Annotated in this window: 16 protein-coding genes; 10 read left to right on the top strand and 6 right to left on the bottom strand. The window is 56.9% G+C overall.

The features are described 5' to 3' along the window. Window positions 1–54: 54 nt before the first annotated feature. Window positions 55–1158: a bifunctional L-1,2-propanediol dehydrogenase/glycerol dehydrogenase gene (gene gldA / locus AC236I_RS24505; RefSeq protein ID WP_032724973.1), complete on the top strand. Its 1104-nt coding sequence runs from the start codon at window positions 55–57 to the stop codon at window positions 1156–1158. Window positions 1159–1188: 30 nt separating this feature from the next. On the opposite strand, the gene metF is transcribed toward gldA, so the two are convergent. Then, the gene (metF, locus tag AC236I_RS24510) at window positions 1189–2079 is read right to left on the bottom strand and encodes a methylenetetrahydrofolate reductase (protein WP_004869418.1); all 891 of its coding nucleotides are present in this window, start codon (window positions 2077–2079) and stop codon (window positions 1189–1191) included. Window positions 2080–2246: 167 nt separating this feature from the next. Next, a complete protein-coding gene (locus AC236I_RS24515) occupies window positions 2247–3146 on the bottom strand; it encodes a LysR family transcriptional regulator (RefSeq protein ID WP_182952106.1) in 900 nt (299 codons plus the stop codon). Window positions 3147–3236: 90 nt separating this feature from the next. On the opposite strand from AC236I_RS24515, the gene AC236I_RS24520 reads away from it, so the two are divergent. Beyond that, window positions 3237–3608, top strand: a complete 372-nt coding sequence (locus tag AC236I_RS24520; RefSeq protein WP_004869411.1) for a carboxymuconolactone decarboxylase family protein — start codon at window positions 3237–3239, stop codon at window positions 3606–3608. A 44-nt stretch (window positions 3609–3652) separates the two neighbouring features. Here AC236I_RS24520 and AC236I_RS24525 read toward each other — a convergent pair whose 3' ends face one another. Together AC236I_RS24525 and metB are read right to left on the bottom strand one after the other, a co-directional pair. Then, window positions 3653–6085: a bifunctional aspartate kinase/homoserine dehydrogenase II gene (locus AC236I_RS24525; protein WP_004869409.1), complete on the bottom strand. Its 2433-nt coding sequence runs from the start codon at window positions 6083–6085 to the stop codon at window positions 3653–3655. 2 nt (window positions 6086–6087) lie between these two features. Then, window positions 6088–7248, bottom strand: a complete 1161-nt coding sequence (gene metB, locus AC236I_RS24530; RefSeq protein WP_004869407.1) for a cystathionine gamma-synthase — start codon at window positions 7246–7248, stop codon at window positions 6088–6090. Between the two features lie 266 nt (window positions 7249–7514). Here metB and metJ point away from each other — a divergent pair, with 266 nt between their 5' ends. Continuing rightward, a complete protein-coding gene (metJ, locus tag AC236I_RS24535; protein ID WP_004869405.1) occupies window positions 7515–7832 on the top strand; it encodes a met regulon transcriptional regulator MetJ in 318 nt (105 codons plus the stop codon). A 127-nt stretch (window positions 7833–7959) separates the two neighbouring features. Here metJ and rpmE read toward each other — a convergent pair whose 3' ends face one another. After that, entirely contained in the window at window positions 7960–8175 is a 216-nt protein-coding gene (gene rpmE, locus AC236I_RS24540) for a 50S ribosomal protein L31 (protein ID WP_004869403.1), read from the bottom strand. Window positions 8176–8416: 241 nt separating this feature from the next. Here rpmE and priA point away from each other — a divergent pair, with 241 nt between their 5' ends. From priA to rraA, 7 genes are all read left to right on the top strand, one after another. Next, window positions 8417–10612: a primosomal protein N' gene (priA, locus tag AC236I_RS24545; RefSeq protein ID WP_004869402.1), complete on the top strand. Its 2196-nt coding sequence runs from the start codon at window positions 8417–8419 to the stop codon at window positions 10610–10612. A 151-nt stretch (window positions 10613–10763) separates the two neighbouring features. Beyond that, on the top strand, window positions 10764–11792 hold the full coding sequence (gene cytR / locus AC236I_RS24550) for a DNA-binding transcriptional regulator CytR (RefSeq protein WP_004869399.1): 1029 nt from the start codon (window positions 10764–10766) through the stop codon (window positions 11790–11792). Between the two features lie 91 nt (window positions 11793–11883). Next, window positions 11884–12879 carry a cell division protein FtsN gene (gene ftsN / locus AC236I_RS24555; RefSeq protein ID WP_071887201.1) on the top strand — a complete coding sequence of 332 codons (996 nt, stop codon included), beginning with the start codon at window positions 11884–11886 and terminating at the stop codon, window positions 12877–12879. A gap of 91 nt (window positions 12880–12970) precedes the next feature. After that, window positions 12971–13501, top strand: coding sequence for an ATP-dependent protease subunit HslV (gene hslV, locus AC236I_RS24560; protein ID WP_004869393.1), 531 nt, complete (start codon window positions 12971–12973; stop codon window positions 13499–13501). A 9-nt stretch (window positions 13502–13510) separates the two neighbouring features. Continuing rightward, entirely contained in the window at window positions 13511–14845 is a 1335-nt protein-coding gene (gene hslU, locus AC236I_RS24565) for an ATP-dependent protease ATPase subunit HslU (protein WP_004869389.1), read from the top strand. A 68-nt stretch (window positions 14846–14913) separates the two neighbouring features. Further along, the gene (gene menA, locus AC236I_RS24570) at window positions 14914–15840 is read left to right on the top strand and encodes a 1,4-dihydroxy-2-naphthoate polyprenyltransferase (protein ID WP_004869386.1); all 927 of its coding nucleotides are present in this window, start codon (window positions 14914–14916) and stop codon (window positions 15838–15840) included. Between the two features lie 92 nt (window positions 15841–15932). Further along, complete coding sequence (gene rraA / locus AC236I_RS24575; protein WP_004869382.1) at window positions 15933–16418, top strand: ribonuclease E activity regulator RraA; 486 nt, start codon at window positions 15933–15935, stop codon at window positions 16416–16418. Between the two features lie 63 nt (window positions 16419–16481). On the opposite strand, the gene pfkA is transcribed toward rraA, so the two are convergent. Next, complete coding sequence (pfkA, locus tag AC236I_RS24580; RefSeq protein WP_004869378.1) at window positions 16482–17444, bottom strand: 6-phosphofructokinase; 963 nt, start codon at window positions 17442–17444, stop codon at window positions 16482–16484. Window positions 17445–17626: the final 182 nt, after the last annotated feature.

Raw genomic sequence — 17626 nt, forward strand, 5'->3', positions numbered from 1 at the left:
CCCGATTGTCGCGTCGCCAGAGGGCGGCGCCACGATCAACCAGGAGGAATCGAAATGGATCGCATTATTCAATCCCCAGGCAAATATATTCAGGGTGCGAATGCTATCACCCGCCTTGGCAACTATCTCAAACCGCTGGCCGAACGCTGGCTCATTGTCGGCGACAAGTTTGTGCTGGGTTTTGCCGAAGAAAAGCTGCGTAAAAGCCTGACCGATGCGGGTCTGGCTGCTGAAATCGTGCCGTTTGGCGGTGAATGCTCGCATAATGAAATCAATCGCTTGCGTGAAATCGCCGGCGCTGCTCGCTGCAATGCCGTGCTGGGAATCGGCGGCGGAAAAACGCTGGATACCGCTAAAGCATTAGCCCACTTTATGAATCTTCCGGTAGTGATTGCCCCGACAATTGCCTCAACGGATGCCCCCTGCAGCGCCCTCTCCGTTATCTATACCGACGAAGGCGAGTTTGACAGCTATCTGATGCTGCCGCGCAACCCGAACATGGTGATTGTCGATACGCAAATTGTCGCCGGCGCTCCGCCGCGCCTGCTGGCAGCGGGCATCGGTGATGCGTTGGCCACCTGGTTTGAAGCCCGGGCCTGTTCACGCAGCGGCGCCACGACAATGGCCGGGGGCAAATGCACTCAGGCGGCGCTGGCGCTGGCTGAGCTGTGCTACAACACGCTGATTGAAGAAGGTGAAAAAGCGATGCTGGCGGCGGAGCAACATGTCGTCACGCCGGCGCTGGAGAAAGTTATCGAAGCCAACACCTATCTCAGCGGCGTTGGTTTTGAAAGCGGCGGGCTGGCGGCAGCGCATGCGATCCATAACGGCCTTACCGCCATTCCGGACGCGCATCACTACTATCACGGTGAAAAGGTCGCCTTCGGGACACTGACGCAGCTGGTTCTGGAAAATGCCCCGGTGGAAGAGATTGAAACCGTCGCCGCGCTGTGTCACAGCGTCGGGCTGCCTCTCACCCTGGCTCAGCTGGATATTAAGGGCGATATTCCCGGCAAAATGCGTACCGTCGCGGAAGCGGCCTGCGCAGAGGGAGAAACTATCCACAATATGCCCGGCGGCGCGACCGCTGATGAAGTCTACGCCGCGCTACTGGTCGCCGATCAGTACGGCCAGCGTTTTCTGGACGAGTGGGAATAAAACAACATGGCCCTCGATGAGGGCCATTTTTTATACCGCCGGACGCACGCCCAGCGTATGGCAGATGGCGTAGCTCATCTCAGCACGGTTCAGCGTGTAGAAGTGGAAATCCTTCACCCCTTCACGGCTTAAAATCTTCACCATGTCCATGGCGATATTCGCCCCCACCAGCTGACGAGTTTCCGCATCGTTATCCAGCCCTTCAAACATTTTAGACATCCATACGGGAATACGGACGTTAGTCATGTCGGCAAACTTTTTCGCCTGTTTGAAGTTAGAAACCGGCAGGATGCCTGGAATAATTTCGACATCGATACCGGCGGACACGCAGCGATCGCGAAAGCGCAGATAGCTTTCAACATCAAAGAAGAACTGGGTAATCGCGCGGTTAGCACCCGCATCGACTTTACGCTTCAGGTTCAGCAGATCTGCCTGCGCGCTTTTGGCTTCCGGGTGAACTTCAGGATAGGCCGCAACGGAGATATCAAAATCCCCGACCTCTTTCAGCAGCGTCACCAGATCTGCGGCATACATATCAGGCTTACCGCTACCCGGCGGCAGATCGCCGCGCAGGGCAACGATGTGGCGAATACCGTTGTTCCAGTAGTCTTCGGCGATCGTGCGCAGTTCATCGCGGCTGGCGTCAATACAGGTCAGATGCGGTGCCGCTTCCAGACCGGTACGCTCCTTAATCCCCTTTATGATGCTATGAGTACGGTCGCGCTCGCCGGAGTTGGCGCCATAGGTCACCGAGACAAACTTTGGCTTCAGGCTGCTTAAGCGATCGATGGATTTCCACAAGGTTTGCTCCATTTCACTGGTGCGCGGCGGAAAGAATTCAAAGGACACATTAATCTGGCCCTGCACTTCTGCCAGGCTCTGATTCAGGGCTTCCCGCTGATTGGCGTGAAAAAAGCTCATACCTTACCTCATCAATCGCATTTTATTGTTTGTTGTGTTGCGAACTTCTATACGTTTAGACGTCCAGATGTAAAAATGACGGAAAAGAGAGCAGGCGTCAATAGAAAAATCAGCGTAAAGAGTGAGGAATATTCAGTGAAGATGAGATTAATTCATGCAACTCAACGCTAAGATAATGATTCCTCAATAAACGGCAGCAACCACGCGCGCAAAGCTTCATCTTCCGGTCGCGTCACTAATCCCAGCGACAAACGCAAGCGAGTCCCCTCCAGCGGATGAAATACCACCCCCTGACGCTGTATCGCGGCAAATGATGCCGGCAGCAAAATCATCCCTTCTCCGCGTGCGATACGTGCCAGCAGTACGTCATGCTCAGCGGGCTCCTCCACATACGCCGGCACGTAGCCAATACGCTCAAAAATGCACCGGGTTGCGTCAAAAAAGGCCGGATTACGTTCGCGCCTGAACCAAAACAGCGGCCGATGATTCAGCTGTTCTAAGACCAGCCGGGAGATTGCGGATTCCGGCCATGACGCGGGTAGCGCCGCAATCAGCGGTTCATGATAGGGCAAAGGAGAAAGCGTTAATCCAGCGGCATCCAGCGGCAGCGCAATCAGCGCGGCGTCCAGCTTGCCTTTGCGCACCTGCTGAGCCAGGGCAGGCGAGGAGTGGCGAAGGAGGGAGAGCGCCCTGACCTGGCGACCCAACGCCGATTCCAGAGACGCAAAAATACCCTGTTCGAAGGCAGTCGTCAGCCCCAGACGTAAGGGCTGCTGCCGGTCATCGGACAGCTGCCCCAGCGCACTCAGCGTCGCCTCCTGCAGCGCCAGAAGCGGACGAATAAGCTCCAGCACCCGCTCACCCTCTGCGGTAAGAATCAGCCCTTTGGTATGGCGGACAAAAAGCGTCACGCCCAGCAACGTTTCCAGATGACGGATATGACGGCTCAGCGGCGGCTGCGAGATGAACAACCGCTGCGCCGCCCGGCTGATATTATTCTCTTCCGCCACCACGGCAAAATAGCGCAGCAGGCGAATATCAAGAGTCTGTAAGCGTAAACTTGTCATACCTGAAAGGTATCACGAAAAGGGTATTACTCAAGTCCGATCAACGCCTCTAACCTTCTTCCCAACCCATCATCATTATGAGGAAAGATCATGACATCCGAGCGTTATACCACCGGCCTGGACATGTTGCAGCGCGTTGACGGTAAAGGCGGCGATGCCGTCGTCAAAAGCCTGCAGGCCATCGCCCCGGACTTTGCCCGCTACCTGATTGAATTCCCGTTTGGCGATATTTACGCCCGCCCGGGGCTCGATTTACGCAGCCGTGAAATCGCCACCATTGCCGCCTTAACCGCGCTGGGCAATGCCGCACCGCAGCTAAAAGTGCATATTGCCGCCGGGTTGCACGTCGGTTTGTCGCAGGAGGAGATTATCGAAGTCATCATGCAGATGGCGGTGTATGCCGGATTCCCGGCGGCCTTAAATGGCCTGTTCGCCGCCAAAGAGGTCTTTGCGGCGCATTGATACTCCGAGACCAGACGCCGGTCTGGTCTCGGGCAGAGGCAGGATTAGAGCAGCTGTGCCAGACGGTTAATATCCGACTGAATAGCGCCAGCGGTCACGTCGCGGCCGGCACCCGGGCCGCGGATAACCAGTGGGTTATCGCGGTACCAGCGGCTCTCGATAGCAAACACGTTATCGCACGGCAGCAGCGCCGCCAGCGGATGCTCCTCGCGGACGGCTTCAACGCCAACCCGCGCTTTTCCGTTGGCATCAAAACGCGCCACGTAGCGCAGAACCAGCCCCAGTTCACGGGCGGCCTCCAGACGTTGCAGCATCTGTTCGTTCAGCTCTTCGCCATTCTCAAAGAAGTGATCCACAGAACCCTCTTCACAGTGCGCAGGCACCAGCGATTCGACGCGCACCTGATCGGGCTCGATGTCATAACCGGCTTCGCGCGCAAGGATAACCAGCTTACGCATCACGTCTTTCCCCGCCAGGTCAACGCGCGGGTCCGGCTCCGTCAGCCCCTGCTGCCAGGCCTGATCGACCAGATCGGTAAACGGCACGGTGCCGTCAAACTGCAGGAACAGCCAGGAGAGCGTGCCGGAGAAAATACCGCTCAGCGCCAGAATAGTATCGCCGCTGTCAATCAGGTCGCGCACGGTATGGTTCACCGGCAGACCCGCGCCGACCGTAGCGTTGTACAGCCAGTGGCGGCCCGTTTTCTCGAACGCATCGTGAATCTGACGATATTTGTCGCTGCTGCTGGCCCCGGCCAGCTTATTGGCGCTGATGACGTGGAAGCCGTGGCTGGCAAAATCAAGGTACTGATCGGCCAGCTGCTCGCTGGCGGTCACGTCCAGCACCACTAAATCATCATAGGGATGAGCGCGCATCCACAGGAACAGCGACTCTTCATCCTGCTCAACGGCTTCATCGTTAAAGAACGCTAACGCGCGGCTGGCATCCAGACCGTCGTAGTTAAGCAGGCTGCGGCGGCTGTCCACCACGCCGGCGAGGACAAACTCGAAGCCGGTGCGGGCTGAGAGCGTACTCTGTTCACGGGCAAACAGCTCCAGCCAGCGCGAACCGATGTTGCCTTTACCAAACAGGACCAGGCCAATACGTTTTTCTGCCCGGAACAGGGACTGATGCAGGCCCTGAATCAGGCTTTCCGTCGGGCCTGCGCGCAACACCGCCACCAGGCTAATCCCCTCTTCAGACTGCCAGGTAAACTCGACCGGCTGTCCTTTCAACTGCTGCCAGAAACGGTGGCAATGCAGCGGGTTACGGCTGACGCCCGCCCCGACCATCGCCACCAGCGCCAGCTTCTGACGCAGACGCAGCTCGCCCGGCAGACCCGCTTCATCGAGCAGACGCAGCGCGCTGTCGGCCACTTCCGAGGTATAGCAGAACTGCAGCAGCTTACGATCGGCATGCACCCCCACCGCCAGCGGGCGCAGCTGGGCGCGTTTAAAGATAAGATCCAGCTCCTTGTGCGCCAGCTTGAAATCCTGACCGGCGGGCACCTGGAACTCAATCAGGCAGACATCATCATGGCTGGTGACAATTCGCGCGCCGGTGCCGGACGCCAGCACGCGCTCAATGCGCGTGGAGCCTTGCTCAGGCGTGTAGCTACAGCGCAGCTGCAGATCGATATCGCTACCGGAGACCGGTTGAAGGGTACGGGCGTGCAGGACCGGAGCCGCCAGGCGCGCCAGCTCGCTGGCTTCATCCAGGCGCAGCAGCGGCAGCAGGCACGCATCCTTCACTTTACGCGGATCCGCGCTGTAGACCCCGGCCACATCGCTCCAGATAGTGACGCGAGACGCCCCGGCCAAGGCACCAATTTGGGTCGCGGAATAGTCAGAACCATTACGCCCCAGCAGGACGGTTTCCCCGGCGCTGTTGCGCGAGATGAAGCCGGTCACCACCAGACGTTTGTTGGGATGTTGCGCCATCAGCTGTTGCAGCAGCGGATAAGACAGACCTTCATCCACCTGCGGCTGCGCAGCGCGTTCGGCGCGCAGGAAGCTACGTGCGTCAAGCCATGCCGCTTCCAGTCCCAGCTGGTTGAGCACCGCGGCCATCAGACGTGCAGACCACACTTCGCCATGGCCGACCACTTCAGCATAGACCGCATCGGTCACGCCGCTATCCAGCAAGCCGGCGAGACGCTCTAGGTCGTGAATAAACGACGCGATCAGCGTATCTGCCGCTTCTGCCGACAGCAGGCTGGCGATCAGCTCCATATGGTAACGGCGCAGCGACTGCTGTACCTGATGCGCAGAAAGGCGATCGGTCTGGCTGAGCTTCAGCCAGCTAATCAGCTGGTTGGTGGTGCTGCCAGCGGCGGAGACAACCATCATGTCACCGGCCTGCGAGTATTCCGTCATGATCCCCGCGACGCGCAGGTAACATTTCGCATCCGCTAAACTACTCCCACCAAATTTGTGCAGCTGACGACCCTTCGCCCCTGCCTGCGCATTCACACTCATGTTTATTCCTCGTTTGCTGCCCGGAAGCCATTTTCCAGGTCGGCAATTAAATCTTCACCATCTTCAATACCGGTCGAAATACGCAGAAGCGTTTCTGAAATCCCTGCCGCCGCGCGCGCCTCAGGCGCCATACCTGCATGGGTCATCGTCGCAGCGTGCGAAATCAGACTTTCTACGCCCCCCAGCGATTCGGCCAGCGTAAACAGCGATAATCCGCTCAGAAAACGACGCAGCGTCTGCTCATCGCCCTTCAGCTCAAAGCTTAACATCGCGCCAAAACCTTTTTGCTGACGGGCAGCAATCTCATGCCCCTGATTTTCCGGCAGAGATGGATGATACAGTTTTTTCACCAGCGGCTGGGTTTTCAGATAGTCGACAATCGCCAGCGCATTGCGCTGTGCGACTTCCATACGCGGAGAGAGCGTACGTAAACCACGCAGCAGCAGGTAGCTGTCAAATGCGCCGCCGGTTACGCCGATATTATTCGCCCACCATGCCAGTTCGGTGACAACAGCCGGATCTTTCGCAATCACCACCCCGGCGACCACGTCAGAATGCCCGTTCAGGTATTTTGTGCACGAATGCAGCACCAGATCGGCTCCCAGCGCCAGCGGATTTTGCAGCGCCGGGCTCAGGAAGGTGTTATCCACCACGCTCACCGCACCCGCTTCACGAGCCAGCGTGCAGATTTTCGCAATATCCACCACGCGCAGCAATGGATTACTTGGGCTTTCGACCAACACCAGCTTCGGTTTTTCAGACAATGCCGCACTCAGCGCCTGTTCATCGTTCTGATCGACAAACAGAACCCGATAGCAGCCGCGCTTCGCCAGGCTATCAAACAGACGATAGCTGCCGCCGTAGCAGTCGTGAGGGGCCACCAGCAGATCGCCGGGCTTCAGGAACACGGTCGTCACCAGCAGAATCGCCGACATACCGGTATTGGTCAGAACGGCGCCCGCTCCCCCTTCCAGCTCCGCCAGCGCGCGCTGCACCACATCGCGGGTAGGGTTACCGCGGCGGGAGTAGTCGTGGGCACGGGGTTCATTAAAGCCGGTAAAGTTGTAGGTACTGGAAAGGTGAATCGGCGGGACAACGCAACCGTATTGTTCGTCGTCATTTAAACCGCTACGCACTGCGATGGTGGCCTGTTTACGCGTCATGTTGGGCAGTTCCTGGGCTGAATCGGTGAAAAGTCAGGCACCAGAGTAATCATTGTCACAATAGACGTCAATACATCTGGACATCTAAACTTCTTTGCGTATAGATTGAGCAAATAGAGAATAGCCGTTAAAATTATATGCATTAGCGCATCTCTGCAGGGGCTTATCGGGTGTCAGAACGCCCCCTCTACGGTAAACTACGCGCAATTATGGCCCGGACCGTGGTTCTGGCCCTTAACTAATGACTAGAGGATTAAAGGTATCTCATGGCTGAATGGAGCGGCGAATATATCAGCCCATACGCTGAGCACGGTAAGAAGAGTGAGCAAGTAAAAAAAATTACGGTATCCATTCCTCTGAAGGTGTTGAAGATCCTCACCGATGAACGCACGCGTCGTCAGGTCAACAACCTGCGCCACGCCACCAATAGCGAACTGCTGTGTGAAGCGTTCCTGCATGCATTTACCGGTCAACCGTTACCCAACGATGAAGACCTGCGTAAAGAGCGCAGCGATGAGATCCCGGAAGCGGCGAAACAGATTATGCGCGAGATGGGTATCGACCCGGATACGTGGGAATACTGAGTCAATAAAAAAGGGCGGAAGTGACCTTCCGCCCTTTTTTACGTCTCTGCCCACCCTGAATCTGCATGCCGGGCATAACGACAGAAACAAAAAAAGCCGCCCGTGGGCGGCTTTTTCTTCCGGCAACTTACTTGCTGGTGCCTGGAACGCTGAAGCGCTTGTTGAAGCGGTCAACGCGGCCACCGGTCGCAACATCACGCTGCTTGCCAGTGTAGAACGGGTGGCATTTACCGCACACGTCGAGGTTCAGGTCGTGACCTACGGTAGAACGGATTTTCATGACATTACCGCAAGAGCAAGAAGCAGTAATTTCTTCGTATTTCGGATGAATATCTTTTTTCATGGGAGAACCTCAGTTAAGGCCGCGTCGCTCTTCCAGCCCTAACGCCAGACACCACGCGATGTTAATAATTTCCCGGCGCAATTCCGCTAAGCGTAATCCCCGGGTAATAGATTCTGATGCTGCACGAAGCGCACCAAAGGCGGCGAATCATACAGAATTTGACCAGCATATGCAAACTGATCCGCGAGCCCTTATCACAATGTGTATACTAACCGGCCAGATTTCAAGTCAGGAAGATGACATGCCCGTCGCCCACGTTGCCCTGCCCGTCCCGCTGCCCCGTACCTTTGACTACCTGCTACCTGAGGGAATGCCGGTCAAAGCAGGCTGCCGCGTGCGCGTGCCGTTCGGTAAGCAAGAGCGTATTGGGATTGTGACCGCCGTCAGCGAACGCAGCGAGCTGCCGCTGGATGAGCTCAAACCGGTCATCGCCACGCTGGATGCCGAACCGGTATTTTCCTCTGCCGTCTGGCGACTGCTGCTGTGGGCGGCTGACTACTATCATCATCCCATCGGCGATGTGCTGTTCCACGCCCTGCCGATCATGCTTCGCCAGGGGAAACCGGCCAGCGCAGCGCCGCAGTGGTACTGGTTCGCGACCGAGCAGGGCCAGGCTGTCGATATCAACAGCCTCAAACGCTCGCCGAAACAGCAGCAGGCTCTGGCCGCACTGCGTCAGGGAAGGATCTGGCGTCACCAGGTTGCGGAGCTGGAGTTCAACGATGCGGCGTTGCAGGCCCTGCGCGGGAAAGGGCTTTGCGAGCTGGCAAGCGAAGCGCCCGCCCTCACCGACTGGCGAACCCACTTTGCTGTACCCGGCGAGCGGCTGCGCCTCAACACCGAGCAGGCCACGGCCGTCGGGGCGATTCACAGCGCATCGGATCGGTTTTCAACCTGGCTGCTGGCGGGGATTACCGGCTCCGGGAAAACGGAAGTTTACCTCAGCGTGCTGGAAAACGTGCTGGCGCAAGGCCGACAGGCGCTGGTGATGGTGCCGGAAATTGGCCTGACGCCGCAAACCATCGCCCGTTTCCGTCAGCGATTTAACGCCCCGGTTGAAGTCCTGCACTCCGGCCTTAACGACAGCGAACGTCTTTCCGCGTGGCTGAAGGCCAAAAATGGCGAAGCAGCTATCGTCATCGGCACGCGTTCCTCGCTGTTCACGCCATTTAAAAACCTGGGCGTGATCGTTATCGATGAAGAGCACGACAGCTCCTATAAGCAGCAGGAAGGCTGGCGCTATCACGCCCGCGATCTGGCGGTGTGGCGCGCTCATAGCGAGCAAATCCCGATTATTCTTGGCTCGGCAACCCCGGCGCTGGAGACGCTATACAATGTCCGCCAGGGGAAATATCGCCAGCTGAAGCTGACAAAGCGTGCGGGTAACGCTCGTCCGGCGCAGCAGCACGTGCTGGATCTGAAAGGACAGCAATTGCAGGCGGGACTCTCCCCGGCGCTGATTGCCCGCATGCGTCAGCATTTGCAGGCCGATAATCAGGTGATTCTGTTTTTGAACCGCCGCGGTTTCGCCCCGGCGCTGCTGTGCCATGACTGCGGCTGGATCGCAGAGTGTCCGCGCTGCGACAGCTACTACACCTTGCATCAGGCACAGCATCATTTACGCTGCCACCACTGCGACAGCCAGCGTCCGATCCCGCGCCAGTGCCCCTCCTGCGGCTCTACGCATCTGGTGCCGGTCGGACTGGGCACCGAACAGCTGGAGCAGGCGCTGGCGCCGCTGTTTCCCGGTGTGCCGGTCTCTCGCGTCGACCGGGATACCACCAGCCGTAAAGGCGCGCTCGAACAGCACCTCTCCGATATTCATCGCGGCGGCGCACGCATCCTGATCGGCACTCAAATGCTGGCCAAAGGTCATCATTTCCCGGATGTTACCCTGGTGTCGCTGCTGGATGTCGATGGTGCGCTGTTTTCCGCCGATTTCCGCTCGGCAGAACGCTTCGCTCAGCTCTATACCCAGGTCTCTGGCCGCGCAGGACGCGCGGGTAAACAGGGAGAGGTGATTTTGCAAACCCACCATCCGGAACATCCGCTGCTGCAAACGCTGTTATATAAAGGCTACGACGCCTTTGCCGAACAGGCGCTGGCCGAAAGGCAGACCATGCAGCTGCCGCCGTGGACCAGCCATGTCCTGATTCGTGCCGAAGACCATAACAATCAGCAGGCGCCGTTGTTCCTGCAGCAGTTGCGTAATTTACTGCAGGCCAGTCCGCTGGCCGATGACAAACTGTGGGTGCTGGGTCCGGTTCCGGCGCTGGCGCCCAAACGCGGGGGCCGCTGGCGCTGGCAAATTCTGCTCCAGCACCCTTCACGCGTTCGCTTGCAGCATATCGTCAGCGGTACGCTGGCCTTGATCAATACGCTGCCGGAAGCGCGCAAGGTAAAATGGGTCCTGGACGTCGATCCTATTGAAGGTTAAGCCTTCTCTTGCGAGACGGATCGAAAAAATTCAACAACCATCACGTTTTTCATGAAAATTCTGTAACTCTCTGCGTCGACTATCTGCTAAAAATGTTGCTGATGTCAGAACACAAGGGAAGTGTCTGCGCCAGTCAGCGAGGAGAAAACAGGTGAAGCCCAAAAAACAGGTGGTTGCCGCCACAATGAAAGACGTCGCCCTGAAGGCAAACGTTTCAACGGCAACCGTGTCCCGAGCGTTAATGAATCCGGATAAGGTTTCTCAGACTACCCGTAACCGGGTGGAGCAGGCGGCGCTGGAAGTCGGCTATTTGCCGCAGTCGCTCGGACGCAATATGAAACGTAACGAGTCGCGTACGATTCTGGTCATCGTACCGGATATTTGCGATCCCTTTTTCAGCGAGATTATCCGCGGCATTGAGATTACCGCGGCAGAACAGGGCTATCTGGTGCTGATCGGCGACTGCGCCCACCAGAACCGGCAGGAAAAGACTTTTATCGACCTGATCATTACCAAGCAGATCGACGGTATGTTGTTGCTAGGCTCCCGTCTGCCGTTTGACGCAGGCGTTGAAGAACAGCGCAATCTACCGCCGATGGTGATGGCGAATGAATTTGCGCCGGAGCTGGAGCTGCCCACGGTGCACATCGATAACCTCACCGCCGCATTTAATGCCGTGAATTATCTGCACGAACTGGGTCACCAGCGTATTGGCTGTATCGCCGGCCCGGAAGAGATGCCGCTCTGCCACTATCGCCTCCAGGGCTATGTGCAGGCGTTGCGTCGTAGCGGGATCACCATCGATCCGCACTATATCGCTCGCGGAAACTTTACCTATGAAGCCGGGGCCAGCGCGCTGGAACAGCTTCTGGCGCTGCCGGTGCCGCCAACCGCGGTCTTCTGCCATAGCGATATCATGGCGCTGGGGGCGCTGTCGCTGGCAAAACGCCGGGGACTGAAGGTACCTGACGATCTGTCTATTGTCGGTTTCGATAATATCTCTTTATCCGAATTTTGCGATCCGCCATTGACGACCGTTGCGCAACCGCGCTTTGATATTGGCCGCGAAGCAATGCTCCTGTTACTGGATCAGCTACATGGTCACAATGTGAACAGCGGTTCACGATTGCTGGACTGCGAACTGATCGTTCGCGGCAGTACACGCAAAATCAGAGCATAACCATCAGGTTTTCGGGCCTGCTCTTCTGGTCAAAGGCCCGCCGCTTAAGTAACATGGCGGACTGACGAACGAATAAAACAGCGAAACGATAGTGGCACAACGAGATTATGTACGCCGCAGCCAACCGGCTCCTTCGCGGCGCAAAAAGGGTAATACCCGAAGCTCAAGGAATAAACAGAGCAGCCTTCCGGCGGTTTCACCGACTATGGTTGCGATCGCGGCGGCAGTGCTGGTGGCCTTTATCGGTGGGCTGTACTTCATCACGCACCATAAAAAAGAAGAAGCGGAAGCGCTGCAAAACCGTCAGGTGGCAGGTAATGGTCTCCCGCCGAAACCGGAAGAGCGCTGGCGCTATATCAAAGAGCTGGAAAGTCGCCAGCCTGGCGTACGTGCGCCTACTGAACCGACGGCCGGCGGGGAAGTCATGAAGCCCGAGCAGTTGACCAATGAACAGCGCCAGCTGCTGGCACAAATGCAGGCGGATATGCGCCAGCAGCCGACCCAGCTGACCGAGGTGCCGTGGAACGAACAAACCCCGGCTCAGCGCCAGCAAACGCTGCAGCGTCAGCGTCTGGCGCAGCAGCAGGTACAACAGCAGCAGCAGGCTCAGCAACAATGGGCGCAAACCCAGCAGCAGGCGCCGGTGCAACAACAGCCGCGCGCGCAGCAGCGCGTTGCAGAGCAGCCGTACCAGCAGCCAAAGCCGGTACAACAGCCGAAACAAACCGCCTCGACGCAACAGCCGTATCAGGATCTGCTGCAGACGCCTGCGCATACCGCCGCACAGCCTAAAGCCCAGGCAGCTGCGCCGGTTGCTCGCGTTGAAGAGGCGCCGAAAGCAGCGGCGGAGAAGAAAGACGATCGTAGCTGGATGATTCAGTGCGGCTCCTTTAAAGGCGCAGAACAGGCGGAAACCGTTCGGGCGCAGCTGGCGTTTGAAGGGTTCTCCTCGCGCATTACCACCAACAATGGCTGGAATCGCGTGGTCATTGGGCCACTGAAGGGCAAGGAGAGCGCCAACGATATGATCACTCGCCTGAAGATGGCCGGACACGCAAACTGCATTCGTCTCGCCGCCAGGGGTTGAAACCCTAAAAATCCCCCCCATCTATAATTGCATTCTGCCCCGCGTGAAGCGCGGGGCCCCTATTCCGCTTTTGTAACCAAGGGGTCTGCTCGTGACAACAATAGTTAGTGTTCGCCGTAACGGCCATGTGGTTATTGCCGGTGATGGCCAGGCCACGCTTGGCAATACCGTCATGAAAGGTAACGTGAAAAAAGTGCGTCGTCTCTACAACGACAAAGTGATCGCGGGCTTCGCCGGCGGCACCGCCGACGCCTTCACGCTATTTGAACTGTTTGAACGTAAACTGGAAATGCATCAGGGGCACCTGGTCAAAGCCGCCGTGGAACTGGCGAAAGACTGGCGTACCGATCGTATGCTGCGCAAACTGGAAGCTCTGCTGGCCGTGGCGGATGAAAACGCTTCGCTGATCATCACCGGTAACGGTGACGTGGTGCAGCCAGAAAACGACCTGATTGCTATCGGCTCCGGTGGTCCCTACGCTCAGGCCGCTGCCCGCGCTCTGCTGGAAAATACCGATATGAGCGCACGCGATATCGCAGAGAAGGCGTTGAATATTGCAGGTGATATCTGCATTTATACCAACCATTTCCACACCATCGAAGAATTAGCCTCTAAAGCGTAAGGATCTCCCATGTCTGAAATGACCCCACGCGAAATTGTCAGCGAACTCGACAAACATATTATCGGCCAGGACGCGGCGAAGCGTTCTGTCGCTATCGCGCTGCGTAACCGCTGGCGCCGTATGCAGCTGAACGAAGAGCTGCGTCACGAAGTCACGCCGAAAAACATTCTGATGATCGGTCCGACCGGTGTGGGTAAAACGGAAATTGCCCGTCGTCTGGCGAAACTGGCCAACGCGCCGTTCATCAAAGTTGAAGCCACAAAATTCACCGAAGTGGGCTATGTCGGGAAAGAAGTGGATTCGATTATCCGCGACCTGACCGATGCGGCGATCAAAATGGTCCGCATGCAGTCGATCGATAAAAACCGCTATCGCGCGGAAGAGCTGGCGGAAGAGCGCATTCTTGATGTGCTGATCCCGCCGGCAAAAAACAACTGGGGCCAGGCGGAACAGCCTCAGGAACCGTCTGCCGCCCGTCAGGCATTCCGCAAAAAACTGCGCGAAGGTCAGCTCGACGATAAAGAAATCGAGATCGATCTTGCCGCTGCACCGATGGGTGTGGAAATCATGTCCCCTCCGGGCATGGAAGAGATGACCAGCCAGCTGCAGTCGATGTTCCAGAACCTGGGCGGCCAGAAGCAAAAACCGCGCAAGCTGAAAATCAAAGACGCAATGAAGCTGCTGATTGAAGAAGAAGCGGCGAAGCTGGTCAACCCGGAAGAGCTCAAACAGGATGCCATCGACGCCGTAGAACAACACGGTATCGTATTTATCGATGAGATCGACAAAATCTGTAAGCGCGGCGGCAACAGCTCCGGCCCGGATGTCTCTCGCGAAGGCGTGCAGCGCGACCTGCTGCCGTTGGTCGAAGGCTGCACGGTGTCGACCAAACACGGCATGGTGAAAACTGACCACATTCTGTTTATCGCCTCTGGCGCATTCCAGGTGGCCAGTCCGTCTGACCTGATCCCTGAACTACAGGGTCGTCTGCCGATTCGCGTCGAGCTGAAAGCGCTGACGACGGAAGATTTCGAGCGCATCCTGACCGAGCCGAACGCCTCCATCACCGTTCAGTATAAAGCGTTGATGGCGACCGAAGGCGTCAACATCGAGTTTACGGAAGACGGCATCAAGCGCATTGCGCAGGCGGCATGGCAGGTTAACGAAACCACCGAAAACATCGGCGCTCGTCGTCTGCACACCGTGCTGGAGCGTTTGATTGAAGACATCTCCTTTGACGCCAGCGAAATGGGTGGTCAGAGCATCATTATTGATGCCGAGTATGTTGGTAAGCATCTGGATGTGCTGGTGGCGGATGAAGATCTGAGCCGTTTTATCCTATAATCCGGTTCAATGTATTTTCATCACAATCGATGGGGCTATATATAGCCCCATTTTTTTGGCCAGGAATTATGACTGAACAACCGATAAACCGAACCCAGGCCTGGCTGGAAAGCCTGCGGCCAAAAACGCTACCGCTGGCCTTTTCCGCCATTGTTGTCGGTACGACGCTCGCGTGGCATCAGGGGTACTTCGATCCCTGGGTGGCGCTGCTGGCGCTGATCACCGCCGGCCTGCTGCAAATCTTATCCAACCTGGCGAACGATTATGGCGATGCCGTTAAGGGCAGCGATAAACCCGACCGTATCGGGCCGCTACGCGGCATGCAAAAAGGGGCCATTACCCAGCCGCAGATGAAACGCGCGCTGATCGTTACCGTGGTGCTGATTTGCCTCTCCGGGCTGGCGCTGTTGTTCTGCGCCTGGCAGACGATGGCCGATTTTATTGGTTTCATGGTGCTGGGGAGTTTAGCGATTATCGCCGCGATCACCTACACCGTCGGCACCCGGCCCTATGGCTACATCGGCCTTGGCGATATCTCGGTGCTGGTCTTCTTTGGCTGGCTTAGCGTCGCAGGGAGCTGGTATCTCCAGGCCCACACGATTGAAGCAACCATTTTCCTCCCCGCTACCGCCTGTGGTCTGTTAGCCGCCGCAGTGCTGAATATCAATAATCTGCGCGATATCGACAGCGACAGAGAGAACGGCAAAAACACGCTGGCAGTACGTCTGGGGCCGCTCAACGCTCGCCGCTATCACGCTTGCCTGCTCATCGGTGCGCCGCTGTGCCTGGCGCTGTTTACCCTGATTTCTCTGCATAGCCCATGGGGTTGGCTGTTCCTGCTCGCCACGCCGCTGCTGGTGAAGCAGGCGCGATTTGTGATGCGCGAGCGCGAGCCGGTGGCGATGCGCCCGATGCTGGAACGCACGGTGAAAGCAGCGCTGCTGACCAACCTGCTGTTTGTCATTGGGATTATTTGCAGCAAGCTGGTGGGTTAACTGACAAATATCAATTAACAATTGATGATTTTGCCAACAATACGATTCGCGAGATATACTAAAATCTCTCGCAGCAACTGAACGTTAAGCCTATGAAATACGATACTTCCGAGCTTTGTGACATCTACCAGGAGGATGTCAACGTAGTGGAACCTCTGTTCTCCAACTTTGGGGGGCGGTCGTCGTTTGGTGGACAAATCATCACGGTGAAATGTTTCGAGGATAACGGGTTGCTATACGATATGCTCGAACAGAACGGCCGTGGTCACATCTTGCTGATCGATGGCGGGGGTTCCGTCCGACGTGCGTTGATTGACGCTGACCTGGCGCGTCTTGCCGTACAAAATGAGTGGGAAGGGATTGTCGTCTATGGCGCGGTGCGTCAGGTTGACGACCTTGAAGATCTGGATATTGGCATCCAGGCGCTGGCCGCCATTCCCGTGGGGGCTGCTGGCGAAGGTATCGGCGAAAGCGACGTACGCGTCAATTTCGGCGGCGTGACCTTCTTCTCCGGTGACCATCTGTATGCCGATAATACCGGGATCATCCTGTCCGAGGATGCACTGGATATCGAATAGCCTGCCCACTAATTAAAAAGGCCTTCTCTCTGAGAAGGCCTTTTCGTTTGTTTCACGCCAGAATTAGTACAGTTTCTTCGCGCAATCCAGCCAGTCATTTTTGAACGGACGCTTCATGTTCTCGATAGCGTCGATGATGTCGTGGTGCACCAGCTTCTCGTTCTGAATACCGACGCAGCGGCCACCGAATCCCTGCTGCAGCAGTTCAATCGCGTAGGCGCCCATGCGGGATGCCAGAATACGGTCATAAGGAACCGGGGAACCGCCGCGCTGAATGTGGCCCAGAACGGTCGCCCGGGTTTCACGGCCGGTTTCTTTCTCAATGTAGTGCGCCAGCTCGTCCACGTCGCACATATGTTCGGTAATGGCCACGATGGCGTGTTTCTTACCTTTGGCGATGCCGGCTTTGATTTCAGCGACCAGATCGTCACGCGTGTATTCCACTTCCGGCACCATGATGAACTCACACCCGCCGGCAATCGCCGCAGCCAGAGTCAGATCGCCGCAGTAACGCCCCATCACTTCAACAACCGAAATACGCTGGTGGGAAGAAGAGGTATCGCGCAGGCGGTCAATGGCTTCCACTACGGTGCTCAGCGCGGTAAAGAAACCGATAGTGTAGTCAGTGCCTTTGATATCGTTATCGATGGTGCCTGGCAGGCCGATGCACGGGAAGCCCATTTCAGTCAGACGCATCGCCCCCATGTAAGAACCATCACCGCCGATAACGACCAGCGCATCCAGGCCACGCTTTTTCATGTTCTCGAGCGCAACGGCACGAATATGTTCTTCGCGGAACTCGGGGAAGCGTGCTGACCCGAGGAAAGTGCCACCACGGTTGATCATGTCGGAAACACTGTAGCGGTCGAGCTGAACCATGCGATCTTCATACAGGCCGAGGTAACCGTCATAGATTCCAAAAACTTCCAGACCTTCCGTTAATGCTGCGCGCACAACGCCGCGAATTGCTGCGTTCATGCCCGGAGCATCACCGCCACTTGTCAATACACCGATTTTCTTAATCATGACTACCTCTGAACTTAGGAAGCAAAAAATAATCCTGTTGCCTGAAGCGCTCCTTCACCAGGAGTGCACGACGATAATTGCAATAGTATATCAAACGCTTCTGGCTGAATTGATTCAGGTCAGACCAAATGGCGGTAATTTATACAAAAAATGCCGATCTGCCCCACACTTTTACATCGAGT

Source organism: Klebsiella sp. Sb-30 (genome assembly GCF_057652795.1).

Coding starts and splice junctions, on each gene's coding strand:
- AC236I_RS24515 (WP_182952106.1), bottom strand. CDS start 3,146: ATGACAAGTTTACGCTTACAGACTCTTGATATTCGCCTGCTGCGCTAT.
- rpmE (WP_004869403.1), bottom strand. CDS start 8,175: ATGAAAAAAGATATTCATCCGAAATACGAAGAAATTACTGCTTCTTGC.
- pfkA (WP_004869378.1), bottom strand. CDS start 17,444: ATGATTAAGAAAATCGGTGTATTGACAAGTGGCGGTGATGCTCCGGGC.
- metF (WP_004869418.1), bottom strand. CDS start 2,079: ATGAGCTTTTTTCACGCCAATCAGCGGGAAGCCCTGAATCAGAGCCTG.
- priA (WP_004869402.1), top strand. CDS start 8,417: ATGCCCGTCGCCCACGTTGCCCTGCCCGTCCCGCTGCCCCGTACCTTT.
- rraA (WP_004869382.1), top strand. CDS start 15,933: ATGAAATACGATACTTCCGAGCTTTGTGACATCTACCAGGAGGATGTC.
- metB (WP_004869407.1), bottom strand. CDS start 7,248: ATGACGCGTAAACAGGCCACCATCGCAGTGCGTAGCGGTTTAAATGAC.
- hslU (WP_004869389.1), top strand. CDS start 13,511: ATGTCTGAAATGACCCCACGCGAAATTGTCAGCGAACTCGACAAACAT.
- AC236I_RS24520 (WP_004869411.1), top strand. CDS start 3,237: ATGACATCCGAGCGTTATACCACCGGCCTGGACATGTTGCAGCGCGTT.
- gldA (WP_032724973.1), top strand. CDS start 55: ATGGATCGCATTATTCAATCCCCAGGCAAATATATTCAGGGTGCGAAT.
- menA (WP_004869386.1), top strand. CDS start 14,914: ATGACTGAACAACCGATAAACCGAACCCAGGCCTGGCTGGAAAGCCTG.
- metJ (WP_004869405.1), top strand. CDS start 7,515: ATGGCTGAATGGAGCGGCGAATATATCAGCCCATACGCTGAGCACGGT.
- AC236I_RS24525 (WP_004869409.1), bottom strand. CDS start 6,085: ATGAGTGTGAATGCGCAGGCAGGGGCGAAGGGTCGTCAGCTGCACAAA.